This window comes from Micromonospora sp. NPDC049801 (assembly GCF_040656575.1).
In the GTDB taxonomy this organism is placed as follows: domain Bacteria; phylum Actinomycetota; class Actinomycetes; order Mycobacteriales; family Micromonosporaceae; genus Micromonospora.
In genome coordinates, this window is record NZ_JBFAMS010000017.1 from 56669 (window position 1) to 82524 (window position 25856).

The window sequence follows — 25856 nt, forward strand, 5'->3', positions numbered from 1 at the left end:
CCGCGCTCAGCGCAGCACCGGGGCGACCGCGATGTGGTTCTGGACCTCCCGGATGCCCGGCGCGGACCAGGCCACCTGCTCGACCTCGGCGCGTTCGGGCATGGAGTGCACCAACCCGGCGAGCACCGCCGTGTCGCCGTGCACCCGGACGGTGATCCGCTCGGCCTCGGTGGCGCCGGCCCGGGCCAGCGCGTCCACGATCTTCCCGGCCAGGTTCACGCCGTCCGGCGTCGCGTTCGGCTGGACGGTGATGCCGTTGCTGACCCCACGGACGCCGGTCAGCCGGCACACCGCTCGTTCGGCGGCCCGGCGCTGGTACTCCCACTCGACCTCACCGTGCAGCGTCACCCACCCGGCCGAGACGGTGACCTGGAGCTTCTCGATGGGTACGAACGCGTCCCACTCCAGGGCGTCGCTGGCCGCGCCGGCCAGGTCCGGGTCGGCGCGTTCGTCGCTGCCGGCCAGTTGCACGGTCAGGTCGTTGGCGACCGCCCGGACACCGGCGACGCGGTGCGCGGCCCGTTCGCCGGCCCACTTCTTCGCGTAGCTGTCCACCCGTCCGCTCAGCGTGACGACGCCTTCGGCCACGGTCACGCCGATCTCGTGTGGCTGCACCCGGGGTTCCCAGGTCAACTCGTCGAGGACGGCGGACTGGATGTCCTGGTCGGTGCGCGTGATCGTCGCGATGGCCATCTGCCCCTCCCATCCGCTCGCGTGCCTGGCGGACCGGGTGTTGGCCGTGACCGGCCCGCCGAGGTCCGATCCTGCCGGCCGGGCGGGTTACCCGTCCTCACCCGATGCGGGTGGGGCCACCCTGCGGACCTGCGTGCGTGGCGGGCTCGCCAGCAGTGTTGGGAGCGCTTCCATAGCGGCGTCGGATCGGTTAGGGTGAGTGCGTTCCTCGATCGCGGGAGCCTCGCGTCGGGTGGTTGGAGCCAGGGCAGCTCCGATCCGTCCCCCCGCGTCGTCGTCCGTCCCCCGGGCCCCGACGCGCCACTTCTGGTCGACCCGTCCCCGCGCCGCCGTGCTCGTCCCCCGGGCCGCGACGCCACCCCGGTCGATCCCGACTCCCGGGCCCCCACCCCCGGAGAGGAACGCAGATGCCCAGATCACTGACCAGCGTGGTCGTGGCGGCGCTGACCGTCGCCACGGCCGTCGTGGCGGTCCCGATCACCGCCGCGGGATCGGCGCCGGCACCGGCCGCCGCCGAGGCGTACACCTGGCGCAACGTCCCGGTCGGCGGCGGTGGCTTCGTGCCCGGCATCGTCTTCAACCCGACCGAGAAGAACCTGATCTACGCCCGGACCGACATCGGCGGGGCCTACCGCTGGGAGCAGTCCAGCCAGTCGTGGACGCCGCTGCTCGACTGGGTCGGCGCGGACCGCTGGGGCTACAACGGCGTGGTCAGCATCGCCACCGACCCGGTGCAGACCAACCGGGTGTACGCGGCGGTCGGCATGTACACCAACGGCTGGGACCCGAACAACGGCGCGATCCTGCGCTCGGCCGACAAGGGCGCCACCTGGCAGGTCACCGAGCTGCCGTTCAAGAACGGCGGCAACATGCCGGGCCGGGGCATGGGCGAGCGGCTGGCCGTGGACCCCAACCGGAACAGCACCCTCTACTACGCCGCCGAGGGCGGGAACGGGCTGTGGCGCAGCACCGACTTCGGGGCGACCTGGGCCAAGGTCACCGCCTTCCCGAACGTCGGCAACTACCGGGCCGACCCCAGCGACCCGAACGGCTACAACGGGCAGAACCAGGGCCTCACCTGGGTCAGCTTCGACAAGAGCACCGGCGCCGCCGGCACCACCACGCAGACGATCTATGTGGGTGTGGCGGACAAGGACAACCCGGTCTACCGCAGCACCGACGGTGGTGTCACCTGGGCGCGGATTCCCGGGCAACCCACCGGCTACCTGGCGCACAAGGGCGTCGTCGACCCGGTCGGCGGTCACCTCTACATCGCCACCAGCGACACCGGCGGCCCGTACGACGGCGGCAAGGGCGACGTCTGGAAGTTCACCCGGTCCACCGGGGCCTGGACGCGGATCAGCCCGATCCCCTCCACCAGCGGCGACGACTACTTCGGCTACAGCGGGCTGACCATCGACCGGCAGCACCCGAACACGCTGATGGTGGCCACCCAGGTCTCCTGGTGGCCGGACGCGATCTTCTTCCGCAGCACTGACGGCGGGGCGAGCTGGACCCGCATCTGGGACTTCACCAGCTACCCGCAGCGGTCCAAGCGCTACACCATGGACATCAGCTCGGTGCCCTGGCTGACCTTCGGCACCAACCCGGCGCCCCCCGAGGAGACCCCCAAGCTGGGCTGGATGAACGAGTCGGTGGAGATCGACCCGCACGACTCCAACCGCATGATGTACGGCACCGGGGCCACCATCTACGGCACCACCGACCTCACCAAGTGGGACACCGGCGGTCAGTTCACGATCCGGCCGATGGTCCGGGGCCTGGAGGAGACGGCCGTCCTCGATCTGGTCAGCCCACCCAGCGGCGCACCCCTGATCAGCGCGCTCGGCGACGTCGGCGGCTTCCGGCACACCGACCTGGACACCATTCCGTCGATGCTCTTCACCCAGCCGGTCTTCACCAGCACCACGAGCCTGGACTACGCCGAGAGCAAGCCCGCCGTGCTGGTGCGTGCCGGCAACTTCACCGACTCCGACCGGCCCAACGACAGCCACGTCGCCTTCTCCACCGACGGCGGGGCCACCTGGTTCCAGGGCACCGAGCCGTCGGGCGTCAACGCCGGCGGCACGGTCGCCGCGGCGGCCGACGGCAGCCGGTTCGTCTGGTCGCCCGGCGACGCGGGCCAACGCGTCGTCTACGCGGTCGGCTTCGGCAACTCGTGGGCGCCGTCCACGGGCATTCCGGCGAACGCGACGATCGAATCCGACCGGGTCGACCCCAACCGGTTCTACGGCTTCAGCGGCGGCCGGCTCTACCTGAGCACCAACGGCGGAGCGAGCTTCACCGCGACGGCGGCGACCGGCCTGCCCACCTCCGACGTGCGCTTCAAGGCGTTGCCCGGCAAGGCCGGCGAGCTGTGGCTGGCCGGCCCGGGCGGGCTCTGGCGGTCCACCGACTCCGGGGCCAGCTTCACCAAGCTGGGCGGCGTCAGCGCCTCCGGCAACGTCGGGTTCGGCAAGGCCGCGCCGGGGCGGACCAACCCCGCCGTCTTCCTCTACGGCACGGTGGACGGCCAGCCCGGCGTACACCGCTCCGACGACGGCGGCACGACGTGGGTACGCGTCAACGACGACCGTCACCAGTACGGCAACCCGACCGAGGCGCTGACCGGCGATCCCCGGGTCTACGGGCGGGTCTACCTGGGCACCAACGGTCGCGGCATCCTGGTGGCCGACCGCACCGGCGGCACGCCGACGACGCCGCCTCCCACCACGCCGCCTCCCACCACGCCGCCTCCGACCACGCCCCCTCCGACCACGCCACCTCCCACCACGCCCCCTCCGACCACGCCCCCTCCGACGACGCCGCCTCCGACGACGCCGCCTCCGCTTGGTGGGTGCGCGGCGACCTACCGGGTGACCGGCTCGTGGACGGGCGGTTTCCAGGCCGAGGTCGTGGTCAGCAACCCCGGCACCAGGCCCATCGCGGGCTGGACGCTCGGCTGGACATTCCCCAACGGCCAGCGCGTCAGCCAGCTCTGGGGCGGCACCCACACCCAGACCGGGGCGGTCGTCTCGGTTGTGGACAGCGGCTGGAACGGCGCGCTCGCCCCCGGGGCCAGCACCACGATCGGCTTCCTCGGTTCCTGGACCGGCACCAACTCGCCGCCGGCCTCGGTGAGCTGCACGAGTCGCTGACCCGGTGGCCCGGCGTCGTCCGGGCCACCCGAGAACACCGGTCCGCCGGGGTTGCCTGAGGGGTCCGGCACCCCGGCGGACCGGGCGCACATTCCGCCCAGCACCGCCACCGGTACGCGAGCGGGCCCCGCCGACGCGATGTCGACGGGGCCCGCTCGGTGTACCGGTGGCTAGTCGTCCAGGCCGACGGGGGAGTTGGGGCGGTCGACGTCGACGAACTCGACGTCGTCCACCGCGCGGTCGTCTCGACTGCCGGCGGCGCGAGCGGCGGAGCCGACGGCCCAGCCGACCGCCGCGCCGACCAGCGCGGCGCCGATCAGCAGCGTCCACGGCAGCGCCGGCTGGCGTCCGGCGAGCGCGTCGAAGGCGCGCGCCGCGCGACGCCGTGCCTCCTCCGCCGCCGAGCCCACCAGGTCACCGGCGCCGTCGGCGAGGTCGCCGCTGCTGCGACGGGCCGACCGCGCGGTGTCCCGGACGCTGTCGCCCGCGGAGCTGACGGCGGAGAGCAGCTGCTCCCACGCCTGGTCCGCGATCCGCTCCGGCTTACTTCGCCGGTCCAGTAGGTTGGTTCCGAACATCGTGGTTACCTCCTCAGGTGCCGAAGCCGCCGGCCACTTCGGACCTCGGCGTCCGTCCAGCGCGACACGGTTCGCTGACTGCGCAGTGCCCCGGGCCGGTGGCGCGCAAACCCGGCCCCGCGTGGCGCACCCGTCGGGGGTCAGCGCACCGCCACCGCGGCCACGCCGCGTGCGAAATCGTCGTCATCGTCATCGTCGTCGTCTCCGCCGCCGAAACCGCAGGCCAGTACGAGGGCGAGCAGCAGACCGACGCCGGCCAACCCGGCCAGTCGCTTGATCATCGAAGGTCCTCTCCGTCACGGTGGGTGTTCCGGGCCGATGCTAGGAAGCGTCGGCAACCACGCTGGCGGGTCGGGCCGGGACCGCTGGCGCGACACGCCGGTCCCACGCGGGGCGGGCGTACGGGACGGCACGGATGCCGGGCCTGCCGGACCGCGACCGCTACCCTGGTCCGGCGACGCGTCGGTTCCGACCGATCGTCGACTGATCAGATAACGAAAAGTATTGAATGATCAGATGCCGAAAAGTGGGGATATGGGCGACTTTGTCCGCTCGGATCCGTGAATTGCTCATCCCGAGGGGTGGCGACCGAGGCCGTTGGAGGAATACTCTCGGTCGCGGCCCGCGTACTGATGAGGCGCCCGGGGGACGGGCGGGTGGAGGTGCTCGCGTGAGCCTGTCGATCGTGAAGTCGGTCCTGTCCGGTGGTGTCGTCGAGATCGCCCCGCGGGGTGAGATCGACGTCGACACAGCGTACGAGGTGCGAGAGGCGATTGCGGAGGTGCTGGCCAAGAGCCGTCCGCTGCGCATCGAGCTGAACATGAGGCTGGTCACCTTCATCGACTCCGTGGGCATCAGCGCCATGGTCGCCGGCTTCCAGACCGCCGAGGTCAGTGGCGTCAAGCTGGTCGTCACCGAGCCGAGCCGGTTCGTGCACCGTCAGCTCTGGGTGACCGGCCTGCTCGGTCTCTTCGGCGCACCGGAGCCCTACTTCGCCGGGGCCGCCACCCCCGAGGTGCTTCCCGGCGCCTGAGGCGCGGGCGGCCACCGTCAGGCCTGCGCGTCCGGACCGGTCAGGTCCACGTCGGTCACCTCGGTGACTGCCCGGATCGCCGTGACCGACGCGTAGCCGGCGGCCAGCAACGCCACGTCGGTGCCGGGCTGCGCGGCCTGCCCGGGCTCCTGCAACGAGGCGGCGCAGAGCACCACGTCGACCCCGAGGGACAGCACCAGTCCGTCCGGCCGTTGCCAGCCCAGGGCGGCGTACGGGACGATCGTGCGACCAGCGACGTCGGGAGACGGTGTGTTCGGCAGCGATACCTTCAGCTACACCGTCCAGGCCCGCTGCTCAGTCGCCGAGGCGGCGGCGCTGTTGAGCGACCTGACCCGTCAGGGTGAACTGCATCCCCTGATCGTGCGGGTGCGCGAGGTGCCGCCCCGCCCGGGGGCCCGCGCCAGCTACACGATCAACGACAGGCTGGTCGCCGGCCCGCTGCGCTTTCGCACCACGTACCACGCGGACGTGCTGGTCAGCGAGCCCGACGAGATCGTCACCGTGGCCCGCCAGTGGCCCGCCACCACGGTTCGCAACCACACCCGGCTGCGCGCCGAGCCGGACGGTCTGGTCCGCATCGACGTCGACATCACCCTGCGCGCGCCGACACCCCTGTTCCGGTACGCCTTCGGTCAGGCCCGCGCCGCCCACCTCGCCCTGGCCGCGCGCCTCGGCGCGGCCCTCGACGACCCCGCGCCGTGAGCCCTCGGTCCCGCGCCCACTACTTCCTTATTGGTGCGTGACGTGGCGTCACGGGGCGCGCAGGGCGATCCCGCGTCGTGCCGCCGGCGGGTCGGCGTCCCCAGGGCTTGTACGTCGACAGGACCGTCGCGATGATCATGAGGCTGGTCGACACCGCGGGCGCGATCACCAGGTCGGCGCGGTCCCGCGTCGGTAGCGCGGCGCCCAGCGCGGCGGCGTGCCGCAGGTTCGGCGTGAGCAGGAACAGCACCAGCCCGACCATCACTGTGGTGATCACGAGCTTGATCACCACCCAGCGGTAGCGCAGCAGGCCCCAGGGGGTGAGCAGCGCGCTGGCGACACCGACGAGCCACACGAGCACGCTCAGCGGCGCGAAGAGCACGGTGCCGACGAGCCCGGCGACCGGGTAGACCACGGCCGGGTCGGCGCCGCGCTGTGCCGCGATGCCGAGGGTGAGTAGCACCAGGTCGGCCCCGAGCCAGCCGAGGGAGGTGACCAGGTGCAGGGTGAGCAGGGCCTTGCGCGTGCGGGGCGCGATTCGCGGCATACCCGAATGCTCCCGGCCCGACCCCGCGTGGTCGTCCGACCAGCGACGACGTCCGGGGTACGCCCGCTGACGTACCCCGGACGGCGTCGGTGGTCAGTACACCGACAGGTGCACGTGGTTGGTGTGGTCGCTGGAGGGGTCGCCGTTCCCCCCGCTGTACGACTTCCAGCCGCTGCTGGGTAGCCAGATCTGCTTGAACCAGATCACGTAGAGCACCGCGAGCCGGTCGGCGTTGCGGATGAAGTACGCGGCCAGGTTGTTGCCGTACGTCTTGTCGCCGCCGGTGGCGATGCCGCCGAAGCCACCCTTCTGCGCGGCGAAGTCGCAGGCCCGGCCCTTGGGGTGCTCGCCCGAGCCGCCGTTGCGGTGACAGGAGACGTACCGGGTGAAGCCGGCGGCCTTGGCCTGGTTGAGCGCGTGCAGGGTGCGGGGGGTGATGCAGCCGCTGGCCGGGGTGGGGTCGTTGATGCTGCACGACTCGGATGGCCAGGAGCCGTCGGAGTTGCGCGGTGCGGGCTGGGCGTTGGCGGTGGAGGTGCCACGGTTGGAGCCGGTGTCGGTGTCGGCGGCGGCGCTGGCGCGTGCCTTGTCGTTGGCGACCGTCAGGGCCCGCTCGGCCTGCTCCTTGCGCTTGGCCATCACCTCGACCTGCTTACGCTGCTCCCGGATCTCGCCGTCGAGGGCGACGCGGGTGCGGTTCGCCTCGTCCCGGGTGGCGTGCAGGTCGCGCAGCACCCGGTCCTCGTTGGCGGCCACCACGTCGAGGGCGGCCGCCCGGTCCATGAAGCCCTCGGGGGTGTTGCTGTTGAGCAGGGCCGAGACGGTGCTGAGTCGGCCGGTGCGGTACGCGACGCCGGCGATCTCGCCGACCTTGCCGTTGCGTACGGTCATCTCGGCCTCGGTGTCCTTCAGCTTGACCGCGAGCTGCTGTTGCCGCTGGATGGAGGTGTCCAGCGCGCGCTTCGCGTCCAGGTAGCCCTTGCTGGCCGCCTCGAGCTGGGCCCGTAGCGCCGGGGTGCCGCCCTCCTCGTCGCCGTCGGGCGCGGCGGCGGCCCGCAGGCCGGCGGGGGGAGCGGCGGTGGCGGCGCCGACCGGAAGCGCGACGCCGAGGGTGACCATCATGACGATCAGTGCCGCAAGCCGGGCGGCGGGTGGTCGTGCTGGTGCCACTACGCATGTCCTTCCGTCAGCCGCCGACCGGGTTAGCTGACGGGTTCGGGACGGAAGATCCCTACCGCTGACGCGGATGCACCCCAGGAACATGGTTCCCCGGTTCGCCCTGCCGGGCGATTAGGCGACGGCCGCCACCGGCGCCGGGAGGCGCCGCCGGGTGGTGGCCGGGACAGAGCCTACCGGTGCTGGTGGGGTCTGTGCAGCCGATGTGACGGAAGGTGCCGGCACCATCGCGAAGGATGACGGTCACCACTCGACGGAACCGCAGGCGCCCGGGGCGGCACCGGGTTCGGTCTGCAGCGTGGCGTGCTCGATGCGGAAGTCGTCCCGCAGGGCGGTACGCGCCGCGGTGAGCACCGCGCCGACCTCCGCGCCGGGCGCCATGGTCAGGTGCGCGGAGGCCACCTCCATGCCCGAGGTGAGCGTCCAGACGTGCAGGTCGTGCACCTCGACCACGCCGGGCACCGCGGCCAGACGGTCGTGCACGGCGGTGACCTGGAGGTGTTCCGGGGCGGCCTGCACGAGGATGCGTACGGCGGCCCGCCCCAGCCGCCAGGTGCGCGGCAGGATGAACACGCCGATCGCAACCGCGACCAGCGGATCGGCCCACCACCAGTCGGTGACGGCGATGAGCAGCGCAGCGCCGATCACGCCGAGCGAGCCGAGCAGGTCGCCCAGCACCTCCAGGTAGGCGCCCTGGAGGTTGATGCTCTCCCGGGCGCCGGCGCGCAGCAGCCCGAAGGCGACCACGTTCGCGAGCAGGCCGAGGATGGCCACCGTGAGCATCGGACCGCTGAGCACCCGGTGCGGGTCGCCGAACCGGCCGATCGCCTCGATCACCACGTAGACCGCCACGCCGGAGAGCAGGACGGCGTTGGCCAGCGCGGCGAGAACTTCGAGGCGGTAGAGCCCGAAGGTGCGTTGCGGGTCGCCGGTGGCCCGCCGCGTGGCGGTGATCGCGGCGAGCGCCATCCCGATGCCGAGTACGTCGGTGAACATGTGCCCGGCGTCGGAGAGCAGCGCCAGCGAGCCGGTGTGGAAGGCGGTCACCGCCTCGACCACCATCAGGGCAGCGAGCAGTCCGAAGGCCGCCCAGAGCCGTCCGCGATGCTGGTGGGCGGCGTTGGCGACCGACCCGTGGTGGTGGTCATGTCCTGCTCCCACGAGACCCACCCTCCGACGTCGCCCGGGACCCGGTCAAATGTATGCTCACATCGCTATGTGTGCAAGTGTAGGGCGAGGGCCGGCCCCTGGGCGCGCCAACCCGACGGTCAGCCGGTCGGGTCGACGGTGGTGAGCCGCTGGGTTGCCCGGGAGAGCGCCACGTAGAGCGTGCGTACACCCGAGCCCGGATCGGCCCGGATCTCGCTGGGGGCGACCAGCACGACCCCGTCGTACTCCATGCCCTTGGCCTCCAGGCTGGTCACCACCTGCAAGCGCGTCGCGCCGAGCGCGTCGAGCCAGCCGGCGACCTCGTCGCGGCGGGTGACCGGCGTGATCACCCCGACCGTGCCGTCGACCTCGCCCAGCAGGCCGGTGGCCGCCTGTACGGCCGCGGCCTGGAGCCCGGCGGGCGGCACCACCAGCTCGACCGGGTCGACGCCGGTGGAGCGGACGGCCCTCGGCAGGGGCAGGTCCGGATAGAGCCGGCGGATCTCCGCCGCCGCCACCGCGAAGATCTCCGCCGAGTTGCGGTAGTTGGTGGTGAGCGTGAACTCGTGCCGTTTGCGCCGGCCCAGCGCCTGGTCGCGGGAGCGGGTCAGCTCCTCGGGGTCACCGGTCCAGGCGGTCTGCGCCGGGTCGCCCACCACCGTCCACGAGGCCAACCGCCCACGCCGACCGATCATCCGCCACTGCATCGGCGAGACGTCCTGCGCCTCGTCGACGACCACGTGCGCGTACTCCCGGTAGTCCTCCGGCCGCTCCCGGGCCGCCGCGCGGGCGGCCCGCTGCCGGTCGGCCGCGGTGCTCAGCTCACGAACGCCGCCCGCGAGCTGGAACGGGTCGCGCCGGGCCCGCGCCGGTTTCACCGGCTTGCCGAGCAGCGCGTCCAGCTCGTCGAGCAGCGCCACGTCCGCGATGGTCAGGCCCGCACTGTCCAGACTCTGGTACGCCGTGCCGAGCAGCCGGATCTCCGCGCCGGAGAGGATCCCGCCGGCGTACCGGCGCAGCCGATCCGGTCGAGCCAGCCAGCCCAGCACGTGCCGGGGGTGCAGGCGCGGCCACCAGGCCTTGAGGAACTCCCGGAACTCCGGCCGCTCCGCGATCTCGTCCTCGAAGGCCCGCTGCTCGGGCAGCCGGCCGATGTTCACGCGCCGGGCCTGCGCCCACAGCGCGGCGAAGACACCGTCGAAGCCGGCGCGGCGAACCTCGTTGCGCCGGGCGCCCCGGTGCAGCGCGCGGTCCCGGATCGCGTCCAGCTCGCGGCGGTCCAACCGCAGCAGCCCGCCCCGGTAGAGCAGGCGCAGCTCGCCAGGAGCCCCCGGCGCCGCGTCGCGGGCCGCCCGTTCCAGCACCCGGCGCATGCGCAGCGAGCCCTTCACCGCCGCCACCTCGGGCGGGTCGGTTCGGGTGGCCGTCATCCCCGGGAACAGGGTGCCCAGCGAGTGCAGGGTCGCGGTGTCCTCGCCGAGCGACGGCAGCACCGAGGCGATGTACTCGACGAAGACGGTCGACGGCCCGACCACCAGGATGCCGCCACCGGCGTACCGGCTGCGGTCGGAGTAGAGCAGGAAGGCCGCCCGGTGCAGGGCGACCGCCGTCTTGCCGGTCCCCGGGCCGCCCGCGACGATCGTCACCCCGGAGCCGGGCGACCGGATCGCCTCGTCCTGCTCCCGCTGAATCGTCGCGACGATGTCGCGCATGCCGCGACCGGTGGCCCGGGAGAGGGTGGCCAGCAGCGCGCCGTCACCGACGACCGTCATCCCCTCCGGGGCCGCCTCCGGATCGAGCAGGTCGTCCTCGATGCGGGTGACCCGCTCCCGCTGGGACTGGATGGTGCGGCGACGCACCACGCCCAGCGGCTGCGCGGGGGTGGCCTGGTAGAACGCCGACGCGGCCGGCGCCCGCCAGTCGACGACGAGGGTGCTGGCGTCCTCGTCACGGATGCCGAGCCGCCCGACGTGCAGCACCTGCCGGTCGCGCAGGTCCAGCCGGCCGAAGACCAGGCCCTCGTGTTCGGCGTCGAGGGTGTGCCGCCGCTGAGCCGCGTGGAAGACCATCGCGTCGCGTTCGACGAGCGCGCCGAACGTGCCCACCCGCGCCATCCGGTAGCCGTCCCGCTCGGCGCGCACCGCCGACTGCCGTAGCTCGGCCAGTCGGGCGTACACCCGGTCGAGGTGCCGTTGCTCGACGGCGATCTCCTGCTCCAGGGCGGTCTGGTCGGTCAACGCACGCTCCTTCGATGTCGCCGGCAAGCGGCGCGAACCGCGCGGGCCAACCGCAGAAGGGTACGGCCCCCGACCCGACCCGCCGCGCCCGAGGTGCGCGAACGTGCTCAGCGACCCGCCGCGACGGCGCTCACGACCGGCCCGTGCGGCGGGGGTGCGGCGCTGGGGCCGGGCCCGTGCGGCGAGGGTGCGGCGAGCACCCGGCCCAGGACACCGGTCAGGGCCGCGTTCACCTCAATCGGACGCTCCATCATCAGCATGTGGCCGGCGCCCGGGCAGACGGTCAGCTCGGTGGCCGGCAGGACGGCGGCGATCGACTCGGCGCACGGCGGCGGGGTCAGCCGGTCCCGGTCACCGACCAGGGCGGCGGCCGGCAGGTGCGCCAGGGCGGCGAGGGTGTCCAGCCGGCGCTGAGCGCCGATCGAGGCGCGGAAACCGCCGATCGAGCGCAGCGAGGCGCGGGCCACCGCCGACGTGACCAACCGGATGTCGGAGGGATCGCAGCGGTCGCCGAAGAGCATCCACCGGATGCTCGGCTGCAGCGCGTTGAGCAGCGCCCGGGGCGCTCGCCACGAGCCGCAGCGGGCCAGCACGCCGGCACCGGTCGTCTCGGCGAGCCGGATCAGCCGGGCGATGCGTGGCGAGAGCCCGTACACGGTGTGCGTGTGCCCCTCGGCGGTGGTCGAGACGAAGACCAGTCCGGCCGTACGCGCGGCGAAGTGCTCCCGGTGGCGGTGCGCGTACTCCATGATCGTCATTCCGCCCATCGAGTGCCCGACCAGAACCACCCGACCGCTCGGCGCGACCGCGTCGAGGACGGCGGCCAGGTCGTCGCCGAGCTGGGCCAGGGTGGCCGTGGGCAGCGCCATGCAGCTCGACCGGCCGTGACCCCGCGCGTCGTAGGTGACCACCCGCACCGAGTCGCCGAAGGACGACGTGAGCGCGTCGAGCTGCCGGTGCCAGCTGCGCCCGTCCAGCGTCCAGCCGTGCAGGAGGACCGCCGTCACCGGGGCGTGCACGGGACCGGTGGTCTCGACGTGCAGCCGTACGCCGTCGGGCATACCGACTTCGAGTCGCTCCGGCATCGCCACCTCCCAGGCTCGCCCCGGCATCACCCGTACCTCCGATACCCGGCGGTAACACCGGCTACCCGTCGGGACGCCACGCCAATCGCGGTCGGGCGAACATTCCCGACCCCGCCCCTGGCCGTGCGCCGGCGGGCCAAGCTGAACGGCATGGAGTCGGCGCGGGCGACGCCGGTTCCGCCGACGGGCGGGTCCGGGGGGCGGGGACGGCAGGCCGGCGGCACGCCCCGGGCCGCGTTGGCCGACCTGCTCGGCGGCAACCGGAGGTTCGTCAGCGGCCAGCCGATCCACGGGCACGACGTCACCGCCGCCGCGGCGGCCGCCTCCGGAGACCAGCAGCCGTACGCGGTGGTCCTCGGCTGCATCGACTCGCGGGTGCCGCTGGAGGCGATCTTCGACCAGACCTTCGGGGCGATCTGCGTGATCCGCACCGGCGGGCACGTGCTCGACCGGGCGGTGTGCGGCTCCATCGAGTACGTGGTGGGGCAGCTCGGCGTGCCGTTGGTCATGGTGCTCGGGCACGAGCGCTGCGGTGCGGTCGGCGCGACCGTGGACGCCCTGCGCACCGGCGAGCGCCCCGGTGGGTCGCTGGCCCACCTGGTCGACGAGATCGCCCCGGCGGTCGTCGAGGTGGGGCTCGACGATCCGGCGGTGCTCGCGCTCACGGTCCGCCGACACGTCCGGCGCACCGTGGACGCGCTGCGCGTCGACGACCTGTTGGCCGGGCCGGTGGCCACCGGCCGGGTGGCCGTGGTGGGCGGCCTCTACGACCTGAGCACCGGCGAGGTTGCTCTGCTCGAGGCGTCCTGACAAACGAACGACCGCCCGCCGGGAACTCCCGGCGGGCGGTCGGTGGTGCGGTGGGGGAGGGCTCAGCCCTCGAAGACGCCGGCCGCGACCAGACGCTTCTCGGTGGCCTCCCAGCCGTCGTTCGGGTGAACGGTGGCCAGGTTGTTGATCTCCGCCCGGATCTTGGCGGCGTGGCCGGCGGCGGCCAGCGCCCGGATCTCCTCGACGAACGCGTCGGAGTCGGTACGCAGGTGCGCGGTCTTGCCGTTGGTCAGGTTACGCACGTAGGCGTGCTTGCCGCCGTTGAGCGGGATGAGGTACTTGAACTCGCCCAGCACGCTGAGGGCGCCACCCTGGCCAGCCTGGCCGGCCCGGACGGACGCGCGCGCGGTCTTAGAGGTGTTGCTCGCCACGGAGGTACTCCTTGCAAGACGTACGGGAGGACTGGACGTCCGGGGGCTGTGTGCGGGTGACACTGCGTCGGCCCGCAGAGGTGGAACGCGGCAGAAGCCGCCGATGGAACTGTACATGACCACGACATCAGGCTGGTCGTCGCGGTGTCCTGAGAGGCAACGGAGACCACCCGTCCGGCTATTCCGGGTGGCGTTTTTTCCGATTCTCTGGCGCACCATCCGTCACACGAGTCATCATGTGTTGCAGCAACCACTCGGGTGGACGAGGTCGTAGGGGAAGACGCACCTCGCTCTCCGGGAGGTCACCGTGCCAACGCGTGGCGTCGTATACGTCCACTCGACCCCGCTCGCCGTGTGCTCGCACGTCGAGTGGGCGATCGCGCGCGTCCTAGCCGCGCCGGTCAACCTGCAGTGGACGGCTCAGCCCGTCGACCCCGGCGCCCGCCGGGCCGAGTGTGGGTGGACCGGCCGTCCGGGAACGGGCGCCGAGCTGGCTGCTGCCCTCCGGCAGTGGCCCATGATCCGTTTCGAGGTCACCGAGGAGCCGAGTCCCGGCGTCGACGGTGAGCGTTTCATGTACGTGCCGGCCCGTGGCCTGTTCCGGGCCACCGTCGGGGCGGCCGGTGACATCCAGCTCGGCGAGGACCGGCTGCGGACCCTGATGGCCTCCGCCCGTGCCCCGGAGGCGTTGTCGCACGCCCTTGACAAGGCGCTCGGCACCGCGTGGGACGCGGACCTGGAGCCCTACCGGTACGCCGGTGACGGCGCACCGGTGACGTTGCTCACCCGGGTCGGCTGACGGCGGGGCCGCACGCGCTGCGGACCTGGGTGTTGCGTCACCCTCACGCTGGCGACCGGTAAGGTCAAGTTGCCCCGATAAGGGGGAACTGGTGGGATGGTCGGCGTGCCGATTCGCCCGCGACACGCAGGTGTCGCCGTCGCCGCCCTGACCGCCCTGATCGTCTCCGGCTGCTCGGGTACCCCGGATCGTCCCGACCCGACGCCCGGCCCGACCGGCGCGTCGGCGGCCCCGAGCGCACCCGCCTCGCCGCCGAACGACGACCCGGCCGCGCGGGCCGCCGCGCTGGTCGCGACGCTCTCCGACGAGGACCTGGTCGGGCAGGTGCTGATGCCCTACGCGTACGGCGACTCGGCCACCAAGGTCTCCACCGGCTCGGCGGCCGGCAACCAGGCGCTCGCCGGCGTCGACACCCCCGCCGAGATGATCGCCAAGTACCGGCTCGGCGGGCTCATCCTGGTCGGCTTCAGCGCCGACGACCCGACCAAGGGCAATCAGGAGACGACAAACGTCGACAACCCGAAGCAGGTCCACGACCTGACCACCGGACTGCGGGGGGCCGCCGGACGGCTGGCCGCCGGCCCGGCGCCCTTCCTGATCGGCACCGACCAGGAGTACGGCGTGGTCACCCGCGTCACCGACGGCGTCACCATCCTGCCCAGCGCCCTCGCGGCGGGTGCCGCCGGTGACCCGAAGCTGACCGAGGCCGCCTGGCAGGCCGCCGGCGCCGAACTCGCCGCGATGGGCATCAACATCGACTTCGCCCCGGTCGCCGACGTGCTGGCCACCCGCAGCACGGTCATCGGCTCCCGGTCGTTCGGCGCCGACCCGAAGATCGCCGCCGCGCAGGTCGGCGGCGCGGTCCGGGGCCTACAGGCCAGCGGCGTCGCGGCCACCCTGAAGCACTTCCCGGGGCACGGCCACAGCGCGGACGACTCGCACAAGGACCTGCCGGTGCTCACCCAGTCCGCGGCGGCGCTGCAGAGCGGCGCGTGGCCGCCGTTCAGCGCCGGGTTTGACGCGGGCGCGATGGCCGTGATGTCCGGCCACCTGGACGTGCAGGCCATCGACCCCGGCACCCCGGCGACCTTCTCCCACAAGCTGCTCACCGACGTGCTGCGTGGTCAGCTCGGCTTCAAGGGCGTGGTGATCACCGACGGGATGAACATGCCACCGGCGAAGCGGTGGGCGCCCGGCGAGGCCGCCGTCCGCGCGCTGAACGCCGGCAACGACCTGATCCTCATGACCCCGAACGTCGGTCAGGCGTACGACGGGCTGCTCGCCGCCCTGCGTGGCGGGTCGCTGCCCCGGGCCCGGCTCGTCGACGCGGTCACCCGGATCCTGACCATGAAGTTCCGGCTGGCGGCGGGACCCGCCGAGCCGATGTCCACGCTCAACACCCCGGCGCACCGGGCGGCGGCGGACGCGCTGGCCGCCGGAGCGGTCACCGTGTTGCGGGGGGCCTGCGGCGGCGCGGTGCACGGCCCCGTCACCGTCACCTCCTCCGGCGGCCGGGACGGCACCCGGGCGGCGCTCACCGCCGCGCTGACCGCGGCCGGCGTGACGGTGAAGCCGAGCGGCGGGACGGTGGTGCACCTGGTCGGCTACGGCGACGGGGAGAAGGACCTGAGCGCCAGTGCGGCGGTCACCGTCGCCATGGACACGCCGTACGTGCTGGCCAAGGCCAAGTCGCCGACGCTGCTGGCCACGTACTCCTCCAGCCGGGCGTCGATGACCGCGCTCGCCGCCGTACTGGCCGGCAAGGCCCGCCCGGGTGGCCGGTCACCGGTGCTGGTGCCCGGACTGCCGGCCACCACCTGCAAGAGCTGACGGCACCGGCAGGAGATCCGACCGCGACTCGGTCAGTCGATGCCCTCGACGATGCGGAAGTCGCGCTCGACGCCGTCGGAGAGTGCGGCCAGCGCCTCCTGGTAGGCCGCACTCTCGTGCGCCGCGACGGCCTGCTCGAAGCTGTCGAACTCGATCAGGACCGTACGCTCGGCGATTCCGGCGTCGTACGCGGCGATCCGACCGCCACGGACGAGGACCCGGCCGCCCCCGGCCCGGACAGCGGGGCCGGCCAGCTCGTTGTAGGCGGCCAGCTTCTCGGGGTCGGAAACGGTGCGGTAGGCGCTGACCCAGTAGCCCTTAAGCATGGAACCTCCTGTGGTGGGGGAGTGCGTCCGACTCACGTGTTGGTCGTGGCCGAGCGTCGCCGGGCGAGAGCGAGGCTTGTCAGCGTCGCGATCGCCATGGCGCCGATCCCGACCATTGCCGCGGTGCGGTAGGCGCGGTCGTCGGGAAAGAGGTGGCCGGGGCGGGTGCCCGCGGCGAGGACCAGGCCGCCGACAGCGCTGCCCAGGGAGTACCCGACGCTGCGGACGACGTAGTTGAAGCTCATGGCGCTCGACGTCTCGCTCCTGGCAGTGGCGGCCAGGATGACACCGGGCATCGCGGCCGAGAAGCCGCCGACGCCGAAGCCGAGCACGCCCATCGCCGCGAACAGTTCGGCCAGGTTCGACCGGGCCGCCGCGAACAGGGCGAACCCGACGCCGACCACGACAGCGCTGCCGGCCAGGAGCAGGGGGTCGGCGACCCGCGTGCGGACCCGCGGCGTGAGCTTGCCGGCGACGAACCCCAGCACCGAGAACGGGATCAGGACCAGCCCGGCGACGAAGGTCGTCAGCCCGAAGCCGTAGCCGACGCCGGGCGGCGTCTGCGCGTACCGGGTGATGAGCGTGAGCAGGAGGTACATGCCGATCCCGGCGACGAACATGGCGAGGTTCGCCCCCGCGACCGCCGGGTGCCGTACCGCCCGCAGATCGACCAGGGGCGTCGGGCTGCGCAGCTCGATGACGGCCCAGACGCAGAGCAGCACCACCGCGCCGACGGCGAGGCCCGCCGCCACGGCGAGGTGCCTGCTCCACAGGTTCCGCTCACCGGCGAGGAACAGCACCAGGAGCAGCGCAGCGCTCAGGACGACCGCGCCTGCCACGTCCACGTGGGCGGACCGGCCTTCGGGAGCTTCGGGCATGGCGCGCCACGCGGTCAGGAGGGCGGCTGCGGTGACGACCAGGCCGAGGCCGTAGGCGGCCCGTACTCCGCCGAGCTCGGCGAGCAGGGCGGCCAGCGGGTAGCCGACGCCCGCGCCGATGATCGAGACCACCGAGATCAGAGCGATCACGGCCGCGCCGCGCTCCTCGGGGAGGTGGTCCCGGGCCACGCCCATCATCAGCGCCGTGAGCCCGAGCCCGACGCCCTGGGCCGCCCGGCCGGTCAGTAGCCACGCGAACGGCAGTGGCAGCACGGTGAGCGCGCTGCCGGCGACGACGACGGCCAACGTGGCGAGGATCGTGGCCCGTCGGTGTGGACCGGCTCCGAGCCGGCCCAGGACCGGCGTGGCGACGGCGCCGCTGAGCAGCGCGACGGTCAGCGTCCACTGCGCGCTGCCGAGCGAGACGTGGAACGACGTCGCCACGCTGGTGATGAGCGGCGTACCGAGGCTGGCGACCGCCGCCACGACCAGGGCGATGAACATCAGGGCGGGGACCAGCAGCCGCGTCTCGGGGCGGGGCACCGGGAACGCCTTCGGCGCACCCCCGCCGATCGGCTGCCCGGTCACCGCTTCGGCCCTTCGCGGTCCTGTCCTTCGAGCGCTGCCAGATGCTCCAACGCCGGCAGGGCCGCCACCAGCGCCTCGACCTCGTCGCCGGTGAGCCGGCCGATCAACCGCTCGAACGCGTGGATCCCCGCCTGGCGGCGCGTCCGGACATAGGCGGCGCCGGCCTCGGTCAGGCACACCAGCGTGACCCGCTTGTCGGACGCGTCGCCCCGCCGCTCGACCAGGCCGGATTCCTCCATCACCCGGACCAGGGTGGTCATCGCGGGCTGGGTGACGCCCTCGACCGTGGCCAGATCGGTGATGCGCCGCGGACCCGTCCGGTCCAGGGTCGCCAGGGTGGCGGCAGAGGTCAGGCTCATGTCCCGGGGTAGGCGTCTCGCGGCCCTGGTGGCCAGGCCGTAGAGGGCCGCCCCGATGGCGGCGGACGTGCCAGGAGGAGTGTCTGGACGACGCACGCCAAAAGCATAGCGCTTTTATATTCATGTTCTATGCAAGAGGTCGCGGCCCGGGAATCCGGTCGCGCCGGCACGGCCACCCTGGCAGCGTGTCGCCCATGGGTCAGGCGCAGGGCTTCCGGTACGACCAGCGTGCCGACGGCACGGTGGTGATCACCCACCACGGCCGGGTGGCGGGCACGCTGCGGGGCGCCCGCGCGGCGGAGTTCCTCGCCGAGGTCGACGACGACCCGCAACTGGTGATGGCCCGCTGGACCGGCAACTACCGCCACGGCAACGAGCGCACCGCCCGGCAACACCCCCGCAACCGACGCTGAACACGCGAAAGGGCCCCCTCGCGAGAGGGGACCCTTTCGGTGATCCGCAGATCGGCCAGCTCACGGCCGCTGTCTCACGGCCGCTGTCTCACGGCCGCTGTCTCACGGCCGCGCGAAGACCAGCGCCACGTTGTGACCGCCGAAGCCGAACGCGTTGTTCAGCGCGGCGGGGATGTCCATGTGGCGTGCCTTGTGCGCGGCGACCTCCAGGCTGAGCCCGGGCTCCGGGTCGTCCAGGTTGATCGTCGGAGGCACGACGCTGTCGCGGATCGCCAGGATCGTGGCGATCGACTCCAACGCTCCGGCCGCGCCCAGCAGGTGACCGGTCATCGACTTCGTCGCGGCCAGCACCGGGTGGTCGCCGAGCGCCTTGTGCAGCGCGCCGATCTCCAGCATGTCGCCGACCGGGGTCGACGTCGCGTGCGCGTTGACGTGCACGATGTCCTGCTTGGCGATGTCCGCGTCCGCGATCGCCTTGGCGATGGCCCGGATGGCGCCCTCACCCTCGGCGTGCGGTTGCACGATGTCGTACGCGTCAGAGGTGATGCCGGCGCCCGCCAGGCGCGCGTACACCCGGGCGCCCCGGGCCGCGGCGTGGTCGGCCCGCTCCAGCACCACGATGCCGGCACCCTCACCGAGGACGAAGCCGTCGCGGCCGGTGTCCCACGGGCGGGAGGCACGTTCCGGGTCGTCGTTGCGGGTCGACATGGCCCGCATCGAGCTGAAGCCGGCGATCGGCAGCGGGTGGATCACGGCCTCGGTGCCGCCGGCCACCACCACGTCGGCCCGGCCGGCGCGGATGATGTCCAGGCCGAGCGCGATCGCCTCCGCGCCGGTCGCGCAGGCGCTGGCCACCGTGTGCACGCCGGCCTTGGCGCCCAACTCCAACCCGACCCAGGCGGCCGGCCCGTTGGGCATCAACATCGGGATCGTGTGCGGGGACACCCGCCGCGGCCCGGACGCCTCCAGGATGTCGTCCTGGGCGAGCAGGGTGGTGGCGCCACCGATGCCGGAGCCGACGCTGACGGCGAGCCGCTCGGCGTCCAGGCCGGCGTCCGCCAGACCGGCGTCCGCCCAGGCCTGCTGCGCCGCGATGAGTGCGATCGCCTCGGAGCGGTCCAGGCGGCGCAGCTTCACCCGGTCCAGCACCTCGGACGGCTCCACGGCCAACTGGGCGGCGATCCGCACCGGCAGTTGCGCGGCCCACTCCTGGGTGAGGGCACTCACCCCGGAGCGGCCGGCGAGCATGGCGTCCCAGGTCGACGCGACGTCCCCGCCAAGCGGGGTCGTCGCGCCGAGCCCGGTGACGACGACGTCAGGACGACTCATGATCAGGACTGCGCCTCGATGAAGCTGACGGCGTCCCCGACGGTCTTGAGGTTCTGCACCTCGTTGTCCGGGATCTTGACGCCGAACTTCTCCTCGGCGGCCACCACGACCTCCACCATGGAGAGCGAGTCGACATCGAGGTCGTCGGTGAAGGACTTCCCCTCGGCCACGTCGTCCGGGTTCACCCCGGCAACCTCTTCGAGGATCTCGGCGAGGCCGGTGGTGATCTCGTCACGGGTCATTGCGGTTGGTTCCTCTCATAGGGGGTTCTCTGGCGGCCGGCGTCGCCGGGCGCCGCTCCTGGAGCGCGTACGCGCCTCAAGGGGGCTTCAGGGGCAGCGGACGACCTGACCGGCGTAGGTCAGGCCACCGCCGAAGCCGAACAGCAGGACCGGGGCGCCCGAGGGCACCTCCCGCCGCTCGACGAGCTTCGACAGGGCCAGCGGGACGCTCGCCGCCGAGGTGTTGCCGGACTCGACGATGTCCTTCGCGATGATCGCGTTGGGGATGTTGAGCCGCTTGGCGATGCCGTCGATGATCCGGGCGTTGGCCTGGTGCGGCACGAACGCGGCCAGCTCCGACGGGTCGACCCCGGCCCGCTCGCACGCCTGCAGGGCCAGCGGCGCGAGCGCGGTGGTGGCCCAGCGGAACACCGACTGGCCCTCCTGCTGGATGTACGGGCGCCAGCCCTCGATGCGTACCGCGTCGCTCTTCTCCGGCGCCGAGCCCCACACCACCGGGCCGATGCCGGCGGGCTCGTCGTCGGCGGTGGCGGTGACCACCGCGGCGCCGGCGCCGTCGCCGAAGATGATGCAGGTGGAGCGGTCGGTCCAGTCGGTGAAGTCGGACAGCTTCTCCGCGCCGATCACGATCGCGTTGCGCGACGCGCCGGCCCGGATGGCGTGGTCGACGGTGCCCAGCGCGTACGCGAAGCCCGAGCAGGCGGTGTTGACGTCGAACGCGCCCGGTGCGGCGATGCCCAGCTTGGCGGCGACCCGGCAGGCCACGTTGGGGCTCCGGTCGATCGAGGAGCAGGTGGCGACCACGACCAGGTCGATGTCGGCGGCGCTGAGCCCGGAGTTGGCCAGCGCCTTACCGGCGGCTGCGGCGGCCATGTCGGCCACCGTCTCGCTGTCGGCGATCCGCCGGGTGGCGATGCCCACCCGGTCGCGGATCCACTCGTCGTTGGTGTCCACCAGTTGGGCGATGTCGTCGTTGGTCACCACCCGGGAGGGCTGGTAGTGCCCCATCGAGACGATGCGACTGCCAGTCATGAGTGTCCTCCGATGGGGGCGAGCGGTTGGCCCGGCGTGGCGTGGCGGGCGATCAGGTCCCGTGCGGCCGGCAGGTCGTCCGGGGTGTTCAGGGTGACGATCTCCGGGGCGCCCTCGCCCCGGAGTTCCCGCTTGACCAGACCGGCGAGGGTGCCGGCCGGGGGCAGCTCGATCACGCCGGTCACGCCGTGCTCGGCAAGGGCGCGCATGCACAGGTCCCAGCGCACCGGCGCGGTGACCTGGCGGACCAGGCGTCGCACCAGCTCGTGCCCGTCGGTGACGGCGGTGCCGTCAAGGTTCGACAGCAGGATCCGCGCCGGGTCGACGGGGGCGATCCCGGCGGCGACGGCGGCCAGCGCGGCCTCGGCCGGGGCCATGTACGGGGTGTGGAAGGCCCCGGCCACCTGGAGGCGGATGACCCGGGTCTTCGCCGGCGGCGCGGCGGCGAACTTGTCCAGGCCGTCCAGCGAGCCGGCGGCGACGATCTGGCCGGCGCCGTTGCGGTTGGCGGGGTGCAGCCCGGCGGCGCTGATCGCGGCCAGCACCTCGTCCGGGTCGCCGCCGAGCACGGCCGCCATCCCGGTCGGCTCCAGCGCGCAGGCGGCGGCCATCTCGCGGCCACGGATGCCGGCGAGGGTGATCGCGGCCTCGGCCGACAGCACCCCGGCCACCGCCGCGGCCCCCAGCTCGCCGACGCTGTGCCCGGCGGTGAGCGCCACGCCGTCCAGCGGCAGGTGCTCGGCGGCGAGCAGCGCCGCCGCGACGAGCAGCGGCTGGGTACGGGCGGTGTCCTTGATCTCGTCCGCGTCGGCGGCGGTGCCCAGGTGCACCAGGTCCACGCCGGCCAGCGCGGACCACCAGCGCAGACGCGCCTCGGTGCCGATCAGGTCGAGCCAGGGAGTCAGAAAGCCGGGTTTCTGGGAACCCTGGCCGGGACTAAGTACGGCGAGCACGCCTATGACTCTCCCGGATACGCGTGGGTAGCGCTGTGCCGGGGCCGACCAAACCGCACTAGAACCTTTGGAGGTTTCTTACAAAGATCGGCGGGGATCATCGCTGGTTTGGGCGGATTTCCGGGCGGCCGGGGTCAATGTCTGGGTCGGGACCGCCGAGGCCACCGGGACCACCGGGTCCAGCCGACCGACAGTCAACGCCACCTGGAGGGCGAACGCGTCCCGGGGCGACAGCGGCGAGAAACCGGTCACCTCCGCGATCCGGCGCAACCGGTACCGCACCGTGTTCGGGTGGACGAACAGCGCCCGCGCCGCGCTCTCCAGCGTGCCACCGGCGGCCAGGAACGCGTCCAGGGTCTCCAGCAGCTCGCCACCGGCGCGGACCAGCGTCGCGTACACGTCGTGCCGCAGCCGCCGGCGGGCCTCCGCGTCGCCGGCGAGGGCCCGCTCCGGCAACAGGTCGGCAGCGGCCACCGGCCGGGGGGCGGCCGGCCACGCCGGCGCCGCCCGGAAGCCGGACAGCGCCGACCGCGCCGACTCCGTCGCCTCGTCCAGACTGGGTACGGCCGGACCGACCACCACCGGGCCGTCACCGAACGCGTCCAGCAGCTTGCCGGTGGCGCTCAGCGGGTCCGCCGCGCCACCCAGCACGATCACCAACCGATCGCCGTGCACCCCGCCGATCACCTCGACACCGATCCGCCGCGCCAGCCGGTACACCACGTGCAGCACGGCGGAGACCTCCCCGCCCGGGGAGTGGCCGACCGCCACCGCGACCGGTGGCGCGTCCGCCCAGCCCAACGCGGCGGCCCGGCTCGCCAGGACGTCCGGCGAGTCACCCCGCAGCAGCGCGTCGACCAGCAGCGCCTGCAACCGGGCGTCCCACGCGCCGCGCGACTCGGCGGCCCGCGCGTACACCCGGGCGGCGGCGAACGCGATCTCCCGGGAGAAGCGCAGCACCGCCTCGCGTAGCAACTGCTCCTCGCCCTCGGCGGCGAGCTGCGACACCTGTTCCTCGACGACGTCGATGGTCACCTTGATCAGCGCCACGGTCTGCTGGAGGGTGATCGACCGGGCCAGCGCCTGGGGCGCCGCGTCGAACACGTCGTCGGAGACCTCCTGCGTGCTGTCCGCCGTGCCGCCGCCCTCGCGCAGCCACTGCACCAGCGAGCGGGCGCCGGCCTGGGCCACCAGCATCACCCAGGAGCGCTGGTCGGCCGGCAGAGCCCGGAACCACGGCAGCGTCTCGTCCATCCGGGCCACGCTGGCAGTGGCCAACGCTCCCGCCGAACGCTCGATCCGGCGCAGCGTGGCCGCCAGCTCCCCACCCTCGGCCGTGCTCACCCCTCTAGCCTGACACGTCGTGAGCAGGCCACGAACGCCGGCACCGATCAGCGGGGCGGCAGGCCGGTATTCCTGAGGGACCCGTCGAGATGCCGGTTCGGGCTGTGCAGGAAGCAGATGGCGCTGAGTCGGCCAGCGAGCCATTCCGGCTCACTTTCCAGGACGTACGCCAACACCTCCAGCCGGCCCTCCAGGGCGGCCTCTGGCGCACCGACGTACCGGGCGACCGTCGATCGGCATCCCGCCTGCATGACCTCCTCGGTGAGCTCCTCCACCTCCGGGCCGGCCGGCCAGATGCCGGCGAACTCGGTGCCGTGCGGCCCGGTGCAGGAGGCCGGTGGCAGGTCGACCAGGTCGTCGGCGTTCTCCTCGGGCGCGGTGAAGCACGTCAGCCGCAGCGGTGAGTCACCCGTCAGGCCGGCCCGCAGGCTGTTCGCCCGGGGGTTCGGCACCCACCGGTCCAGCGCGAGCATCTCCACCAGGTCACAGCGGTACCACCGTTCGCCCGCCTGCCAACGCGCCGTCGACGGGGTCAGCGTCCGCATCGCCAGTCGTGACTCGCGCCACTCCCCGCCCAGGAAGCGGGCCGCCGCACTGTCGCAGGCATCGTGGAGACGCCACATCGCGTCGGTGTCCGCCGCCGGAGGCGCCGACGCGACACCGTCCGTGCCACGGATGACGCCGACCAGGAACGTCTCCGCCTCGTGCTTGGAGGAGCAGGGGATCGGCGCGTACGTCTCGGGGCTGCGATCGTCGGAGGCGGTGGCATGGCACACTCCCGACGCGGGGGCGAAGGTCGAGCCCTCCGCCTCGGTGGGACCGCTGTCACAGCCGCTCACCCCCACGATCAGCGCCACCAGGACCGTCGTTTCCCACAGGCGTCGCATGTCGTCTCCGTCGGGCAGTGATCATCGGTACCGCTGGCGGGCAGCGTACGACAGGGCAGTCCGGCAGGGTGTCCCCTGTGGAGCAGCCGACTCAGGGTCGCGGCGGCGCGGACAGGCCCAGCCCCCCGGGCCAGGATCGCGGCCCGCACCCGGCTGCGCAGGCTGCCGTCAGGCGACGAGGGGAGCGGCCATGCTGGTCGCGGTGATCATCGGTGGTGAGATCGCGTTCCGGGTGCTGATCGCCGCCGGGCTGGTGGCCCGCTATCCGCTGCGCCGGCCACGGCTCGGCGGGGCGCTGCCGGTCCGCGTACCGCTTGTCGATCTGGCACTGCTCGCCGCGTCGGTGCTCGACCTGCGCGCGGCGCGACCGCGGACCTCGGTCACGGCCCCGCCGCCTACCTCGGCTTCGCGGTGGCCTTCGGGCGCTCGATCGTCCGGTGGCCGGACGAGTGCTTCGCCCACCGGTTCGCCGGTGGCCGGCCGCCCGTGCGGCCTCCTCGCGCCGGCTGGGCCCACGCCCGCCACGGGTGGCGGGAGTGGGCCAGGGCACTCCTCGGCTGGGCCGTCGCGTGCGGCCAGCTCGGTGCGGCGATCCTCTGGGTGAACGACGCGGAAAGAACCCGTGAACTGGGCAACTGGATCCGCAGCCTGACCACCGTGATCCTCATCTGGCTGGTCGCCTTCCCGGTCTGGGCGCCCCTGTTCCCCGGTCGCCCGAAGCGCTGACCCCGGGGTACGCCGTGCACAGGCCGTCGGTCCCGGCCAGTACGGTGACAGGGCACGTACGGGGGGAGCACCTGCGCGTGAGTGCGAGCGTGAGGAGACCGGGGATGGCGCACGGGGAGGCCGAGCACGGCTGCGCCCAGGGCGAGCCCTGCCGCCTGGGGCACCACGACCCGCAGGTGGCCGGCAAGCCTCGCCGGCCGATCGGCCCGGCGGCGGCGCACCCGAGCGAGGCGTCCACCGGGCGGCCGGACGAGGAGATCCCGCGCCAACGGGCCGCCGAGCCGGTGGCCCTGGGCGAGCCGGAGCCGGGTGACCCCGCTGGTTGCCTCAGTGAACTTCCTGGATGGGCGGGTGCCCACCGGCACGGCCCGGTCCGGCCACGTCAGCGGGGCACTCGACGGGAGCGCCCGCCGCGCCGCTGGTGCTGACCCCGTGGGGGCCGAGCGCTGTGGCTCGCTGAACCCGTGCCTTCTGGCGTACCCGTGCCTTCTGGCGTACCCGTGCCTTCTGGCGTACCCGTGCCTTCTGGCGTACCCGTGCCTTCTGGCGTACCCGCGCCTTCCGGCGGC

At 73.2% G+C, this 25856-nt stretch carries 26 protein-coding genes, 2 pseudogenes and 1 riboswitch; of the genes and pseudogenes, 9 read left to right on the top strand and 19 right to left on the bottom strand.

The genetic code is table 11. The features are described 5' to 3' along the window. Positions 1–6: 6 nt before the first annotated feature. The gene (locus AB0I89_RS27020) at positions 7–693 is read right to left on the bottom strand and encodes a BON domain-containing protein (protein ID WP_357132449.1); all 687 of its coding nucleotides are present in this window, start codon (positions 691–693) and stop codon (positions 7–9) included. Between the two features lie 407 nt (positions 694–1100). Here AB0I89_RS27020 and AB0I89_RS27025 point away from each other — a divergent pair, with 407 nt between their 5' ends. Further along, a complete protein-coding gene (locus AB0I89_RS27025) occupies positions 1101–3851 on the top strand; it encodes a cellulose binding domain-containing protein (RefSeq protein ID WP_357132452.1) in 2751 nt (916 codons plus the stop codon). A gap of 170 nt (positions 3852–4021) precedes the next feature. Here AB0I89_RS27025 and AB0I89_RS27030 read toward each other — a convergent pair whose 3' ends face one another. Both AB0I89_RS27030 and AB0I89_RS27035 read right to left on the bottom strand, forming a co-directional pair. Further along, the gene (locus tag AB0I89_RS27030) at positions 4022–4429 is read right to left on the bottom strand and encodes a hypothetical protein (protein ID WP_357132455.1); all 408 of its coding nucleotides are present in this window, start codon (positions 4427–4429) and stop codon (positions 4022–4024) included. Between the two features lie 140 nt (positions 4430–4569). After that, complete coding sequence (locus tag AB0I89_RS27035; protein WP_355051383.1) at positions 4570–4710, bottom strand: hypothetical protein; 141 nt, start codon at positions 4708–4710, stop codon at positions 4570–4572. 389 nt (positions 4711–5099) lie between these two features. On the opposite strand from AB0I89_RS27035, the gene AB0I89_RS27040 reads away from it, so the two are divergent. Next, positions 5100–5462 (top strand): STAS domain-containing protein, encoded by a 363-nt coding sequence (locus AB0I89_RS27040; protein WP_007463546.1) that lies wholly within the window; start codon positions 5100–5102, stop codon positions 5460–5462. A 17-nt stretch (positions 5463–5479) separates the two neighbouring features. Here AB0I89_RS27040 and AB0I89_RS27045 read toward each other — a convergent pair whose 3' ends face one another. Continuing rightward, entirely contained in the window at positions 5480–5659 is a 180-nt protein-coding gene (locus AB0I89_RS27045) for a hypothetical protein (RefSeq protein WP_357132460.1), read from the bottom strand. 73 nt (positions 5660–5732) lie between these two features. Between AB0I89_RS27045 and AB0I89_RS27050 the strand changes: the two genes are divergently transcribed. After that, positions 5733–6185 (top strand): SRPBCC family protein, encoded by a 453-nt coding sequence (locus AB0I89_RS27050; protein ID WP_357132463.1) that lies wholly within the window; start codon positions 5733–5735, stop codon positions 6183–6185. 19 nt (positions 6186–6204) lie between these two features. On the opposite strand, the gene AB0I89_RS27055 is transcribed toward AB0I89_RS27050, so the two are convergent. The 5 genes from AB0I89_RS27055 to AB0I89_RS27075 form a co-directional block, all read right to left on the bottom strand. Then, on the bottom strand, positions 6205–6732 hold the full coding sequence (locus tag AB0I89_RS27055) for a hypothetical protein (RefSeq protein ID WP_357132466.1): 528 nt from the start codon (positions 6730–6732) through the stop codon (positions 6205–6207). A gap of 93 nt (positions 6733–6825) precedes the next feature. Next, positions 6826–7854 (bottom strand): hypothetical protein, encoded by a 1029-nt coding sequence (locus AB0I89_RS27060; protein ID WP_357132740.1) that lies wholly within the window; start codon positions 7852–7854, stop codon positions 6826–6828. Between the two features lie 53 nt (positions 7855–7907). Next, positions 7908–8039: riboswitch (cyclic di-AMP (ydaO/yuaA leader) on the bottom strand. A gap of 112 nt (positions 8040–8151) precedes the next feature. Then, on the bottom strand, positions 8152–9069 hold the full coding sequence (locus AB0I89_RS27065) for a cation diffusion facilitator family transporter (RefSeq protein ID WP_357132469.1): 918 nt from the start codon (positions 9067–9069) through the stop codon (positions 8152–8154). A gap of 107 nt (positions 9070–9176) precedes the next feature. Further along, positions 9177–11294, bottom strand: a complete 2118-nt coding sequence (locus tag AB0I89_RS27070) for an AAA family ATPase (RefSeq protein ID WP_357132472.1) — start codon at positions 11292–11294, stop codon at positions 9177–9179. A gap of 107 nt (positions 11295–11401) precedes the next feature. Then, positions 11402–12379, bottom strand: coding sequence for an alpha/beta hydrolase (locus tag AB0I89_RS27075; RefSeq protein WP_357132475.1), 978 nt, complete (start codon positions 12377–12379; stop codon positions 11402–11404). Positions 12380–12529: 150 nt separating this feature from the next. Here AB0I89_RS27075 and AB0I89_RS27080 point away from each other — a divergent pair, with 150 nt between their 5' ends. Continuing rightward, positions 12530–13189 carry a carbonic anhydrase gene (locus tag AB0I89_RS27080; RefSeq protein WP_357132478.1) on the top strand — a complete coding sequence of 220 codons (660 nt, stop codon included), beginning with the start codon at positions 12530–12532 and terminating at the stop codon, positions 13187–13189. Positions 13190–13251: 62 nt separating this feature from the next. Here the strand turns inward: AB0I89_RS27080 and AB0I89_RS27085 are convergent, their stop codons facing one another. Beyond that, positions 13252–13581 (bottom strand): hypothetical protein, encoded by a 330-nt coding sequence (locus AB0I89_RS27085; protein WP_355051393.1) that lies wholly within the window; start codon positions 13579–13581, stop codon positions 13252–13254. A gap of 307 nt (positions 13582–13888) precedes the next feature. Here AB0I89_RS27085 and AB0I89_RS27090 point away from each other — a divergent pair, with 307 nt between their 5' ends. Together AB0I89_RS27090 and AB0I89_RS27095 are read left to right on the top strand one after the other, a co-directional pair. Continuing rightward, on the top strand, positions 13889–14380 hold the full coding sequence (locus AB0I89_RS27090; RefSeq protein WP_357132482.1) for a DUF3145 domain-containing protein: 492 nt from the start codon (positions 13889–13891) through the stop codon (positions 14378–14380). Between the two features lie 96 nt (positions 14381–14476). Further along, the gene (locus AB0I89_RS27095) at positions 14477–16210 is read left to right on the top strand and encodes a glycoside hydrolase family 3 N-terminal domain-containing protein (protein WP_357132485.1); all 1734 of its coding nucleotides are present in this window, start codon (positions 14477–14479) and stop codon (positions 16208–16210) included. A gap of 32 nt (positions 16211–16242) precedes the next feature. Here AB0I89_RS27095 and AB0I89_RS27100 read toward each other — a convergent pair whose 3' ends face one another. The 3 genes from AB0I89_RS27100 to AB0I89_RS27110 are packed head-to-tail and all read right to left on the bottom strand — an operon-like array spanning position 16243 to position 18457. Further along, the gene (locus AB0I89_RS27100) at positions 16243–16536 is read right to left on the bottom strand and encodes a DUF1330 domain-containing protein (RefSeq protein ID WP_357132488.1); all 294 of its coding nucleotides are present in this window, start codon (positions 16534–16536) and stop codon (positions 16243–16245) included. Positions 16537–16568: 32 nt separating this feature from the next. Beyond that, positions 16569–18002, bottom strand: a complete 1434-nt coding sequence (locus tag AB0I89_RS27105; protein ID WP_357132491.1) for an MFS transporter — start codon at positions 18000–18002, stop codon at positions 16569–16571. Beyond that, the gene (locus AB0I89_RS27110; RefSeq protein WP_357132493.1) at positions 17999–18457 is read right to left on the bottom strand and encodes a MarR family transcriptional regulator; all 459 of its coding nucleotides are present in this window, start codon (positions 18455–18457) and stop codon (positions 17999–18001) included. The genes AB0I89_RS27105 and AB0I89_RS27110 overlap by 4 nt, the downstream gene beginning before the upstream one ends. Positions 18458–18555: 98 nt before the next feature. Between AB0I89_RS27110 and AB0I89_RS27115 the strand changes: the two genes are divergently transcribed. Then, positions 18556–18774 (top strand): hypothetical protein, encoded by a 219-nt coding sequence (locus AB0I89_RS27115; protein WP_355051399.1) that lies wholly within the window; start codon positions 18556–18558, stop codon positions 18772–18774. 102 nt (positions 18775–18876) lie between these two features. Here AB0I89_RS27115 and fabF read toward each other — a convergent pair whose 3' ends face one another. From fabF to AB0I89_RS27145, 6 genes and pseudogenes are all read right to left on the bottom strand, one after another. Further along, the gene (fabF, locus tag AB0I89_RS27120; protein WP_357132496.1) at positions 18877–20103 is read right to left on the bottom strand and encodes a beta-ketoacyl-ACP synthase II; all 1227 of its coding nucleotides are present in this window, start codon (positions 20101–20103) and stop codon (positions 18877–18879) included. A 2-nt stretch (positions 20104–20105) separates the two neighbouring features. After that, complete coding sequence (locus AB0I89_RS27125; RefSeq protein WP_007463517.1) at positions 20106–20345, bottom strand: acyl carrier protein; 240 nt, start codon at positions 20343–20345, stop codon at positions 20106–20108. 87 nt (positions 20346–20432) lie between these two features. Continuing rightward, positions 20433–21377 carry a beta-ketoacyl-ACP synthase III gene (locus tag AB0I89_RS27130; RefSeq protein ID WP_357132499.1) on the bottom strand — a complete coding sequence of 315 codons (945 nt, stop codon included), beginning with the start codon at positions 21375–21377 and terminating at the stop codon, positions 20433–20435. A 38-nt stretch (positions 21378–21415) separates the two neighbouring features. Then, a pseudogene (locus tag AB0I89_RS27135) lies at positions 21416–22330 on the bottom strand (ACP S-malonyltransferase); the annotation flags it as partial. 78 nt (positions 22331–22408) lie between these two features. Beyond that, a complete protein-coding gene (locus tag AB0I89_RS27140; protein WP_357132742.1) occupies positions 22409–23701 on the bottom strand; it encodes a helix-turn-helix domain-containing protein in 1293 nt (430 codons plus the stop codon). A 20-nt stretch (positions 23702–23721) separates the two neighbouring features. After that, positions 23722–24561: a septum formation family protein gene (locus tag AB0I89_RS27145; protein ID WP_357132502.1), complete on the bottom strand. Its 840-nt coding sequence runs from the start codon at positions 24559–24561 to the stop codon at positions 23722–23724. 190 nt (positions 24562–24751) lie between these two features. Between AB0I89_RS27145 and AB0I89_RS27150 the strand changes: the two are divergent. Continuing rightward, positions 24752–25287, top strand: a pseudogene (locus tag AB0I89_RS27150) (hypothetical protein). Positions 25288–25391: 104 nt separating this feature from the next. After that, positions 25392–25715 carry a hypothetical protein gene (locus AB0I89_RS27155; protein ID WP_357132505.1) on the top strand — a complete coding sequence of 108 codons (324 nt, stop codon included), beginning with the start codon at positions 25392–25394 and terminating at the stop codon, positions 25713–25715. Positions 25716–25856: the final 141 nt, after the last annotated feature.

Coding starts and splice junctions, on each gene's coding strand:
- AB0I89_RS27055 (WP_357132466.1), bottom strand. CDS start 6,732: ATGCCGCGAATCGCGCCCCGCACGCGCAAGGCCCTGCTCACCCTGCAC.
- AB0I89_RS27095 (WP_357132485.1), top strand. CDS start 14,477: ATGGTCGGCGTGCCGATTCGCCCGCGACACGCAGGTGTCGCCGTCGCC.
- AB0I89_RS27130 (WP_357132499.1), bottom strand. CDS start 21,377: ATGACTGGCAGTCGCATCGTCTCGATGGGGCACTACCAGCCCTCCCGG.
- AB0I89_RS27155 (WP_357132505.1), top strand. CDS start 25,392: ATGGCGCACGGGGAGGCCGAGCACGGCTGCGCCCAGGGCGAGCCCTGC.
- AB0I89_RS27145 (WP_357132502.1), bottom strand. CDS start 24,561: ATGCGACGCCTGTGGGAAACGACGGTCCTGGTGGCGCTGATCGTGGGG.
- AB0I89_RS27125 (WP_007463517.1), bottom strand. CDS start 20,345: ATGACCCGTGACGAGATCACCACCGGCCTCGCCGAGATCCTCGAAGAG.
- AB0I89_RS27025 (WP_357132452.1), top strand. CDS start 1,101: ATGCCCAGATCACTGACCAGCGTGGTCGTGGCGGCGCTGACCGTCGCC.
- AB0I89_RS27060 (WP_357132740.1), bottom strand. CDS start 7,854: ATGATGGTCACCCTCGGCGTCGCGCTTCCGGTCGGCGCCGCCACCGCC.
- AB0I89_RS27115 (WP_355051399.1), top strand. CDS start 18,556: ATGGGTCAGGCGCAGGGCTTCCGGTACGACCAGCGTGCCGACGGCACG.
- fabF (WP_357132496.1), bottom strand. CDS start 20,103: ATGAGTCGTCCTGACGTCGTCGTCACCGGGCTCGGCGCGACGACCCCG.
- AB0I89_RS27030 (WP_357132455.1), bottom strand. CDS start 4,429: ATGTTCGGAACCAACCTACTGGACCGGCGAAGTAAGCCGGAGCGGATC.
- AB0I89_RS27075 (WP_357132475.1), bottom strand. CDS start 12,379: ATGCCGGAGCGACTCGAAGTCGGTATGCCCGACGGCGTACGGCTGCAC.
- AB0I89_RS27100 (WP_357132488.1), bottom strand. CDS start 16,536: ATGCTTAAGGGCTACTGGGTCAGCGCCTACCGCACCGTTTCCGACCCC.
- AB0I89_RS27080 (WP_357132478.1), top strand. CDS start 12,530: ATGGAGTCGGCGCGGGCGACGCCGGTTCCGCCGACGGGCGGGTCCGGG.
- AB0I89_RS27020 (WP_357132449.1), bottom strand. CDS start 693: ATGGCCATCGCGACGATCACGCGCACCGACCAGGACATCCAGTCCGCC.
- AB0I89_RS27035 (WP_355051383.1), bottom strand. CDS start 4,710: ATGATCAAGCGACTGGCCGGGTTGGCCGGCGTCGGTCTGCTGCTCGCC.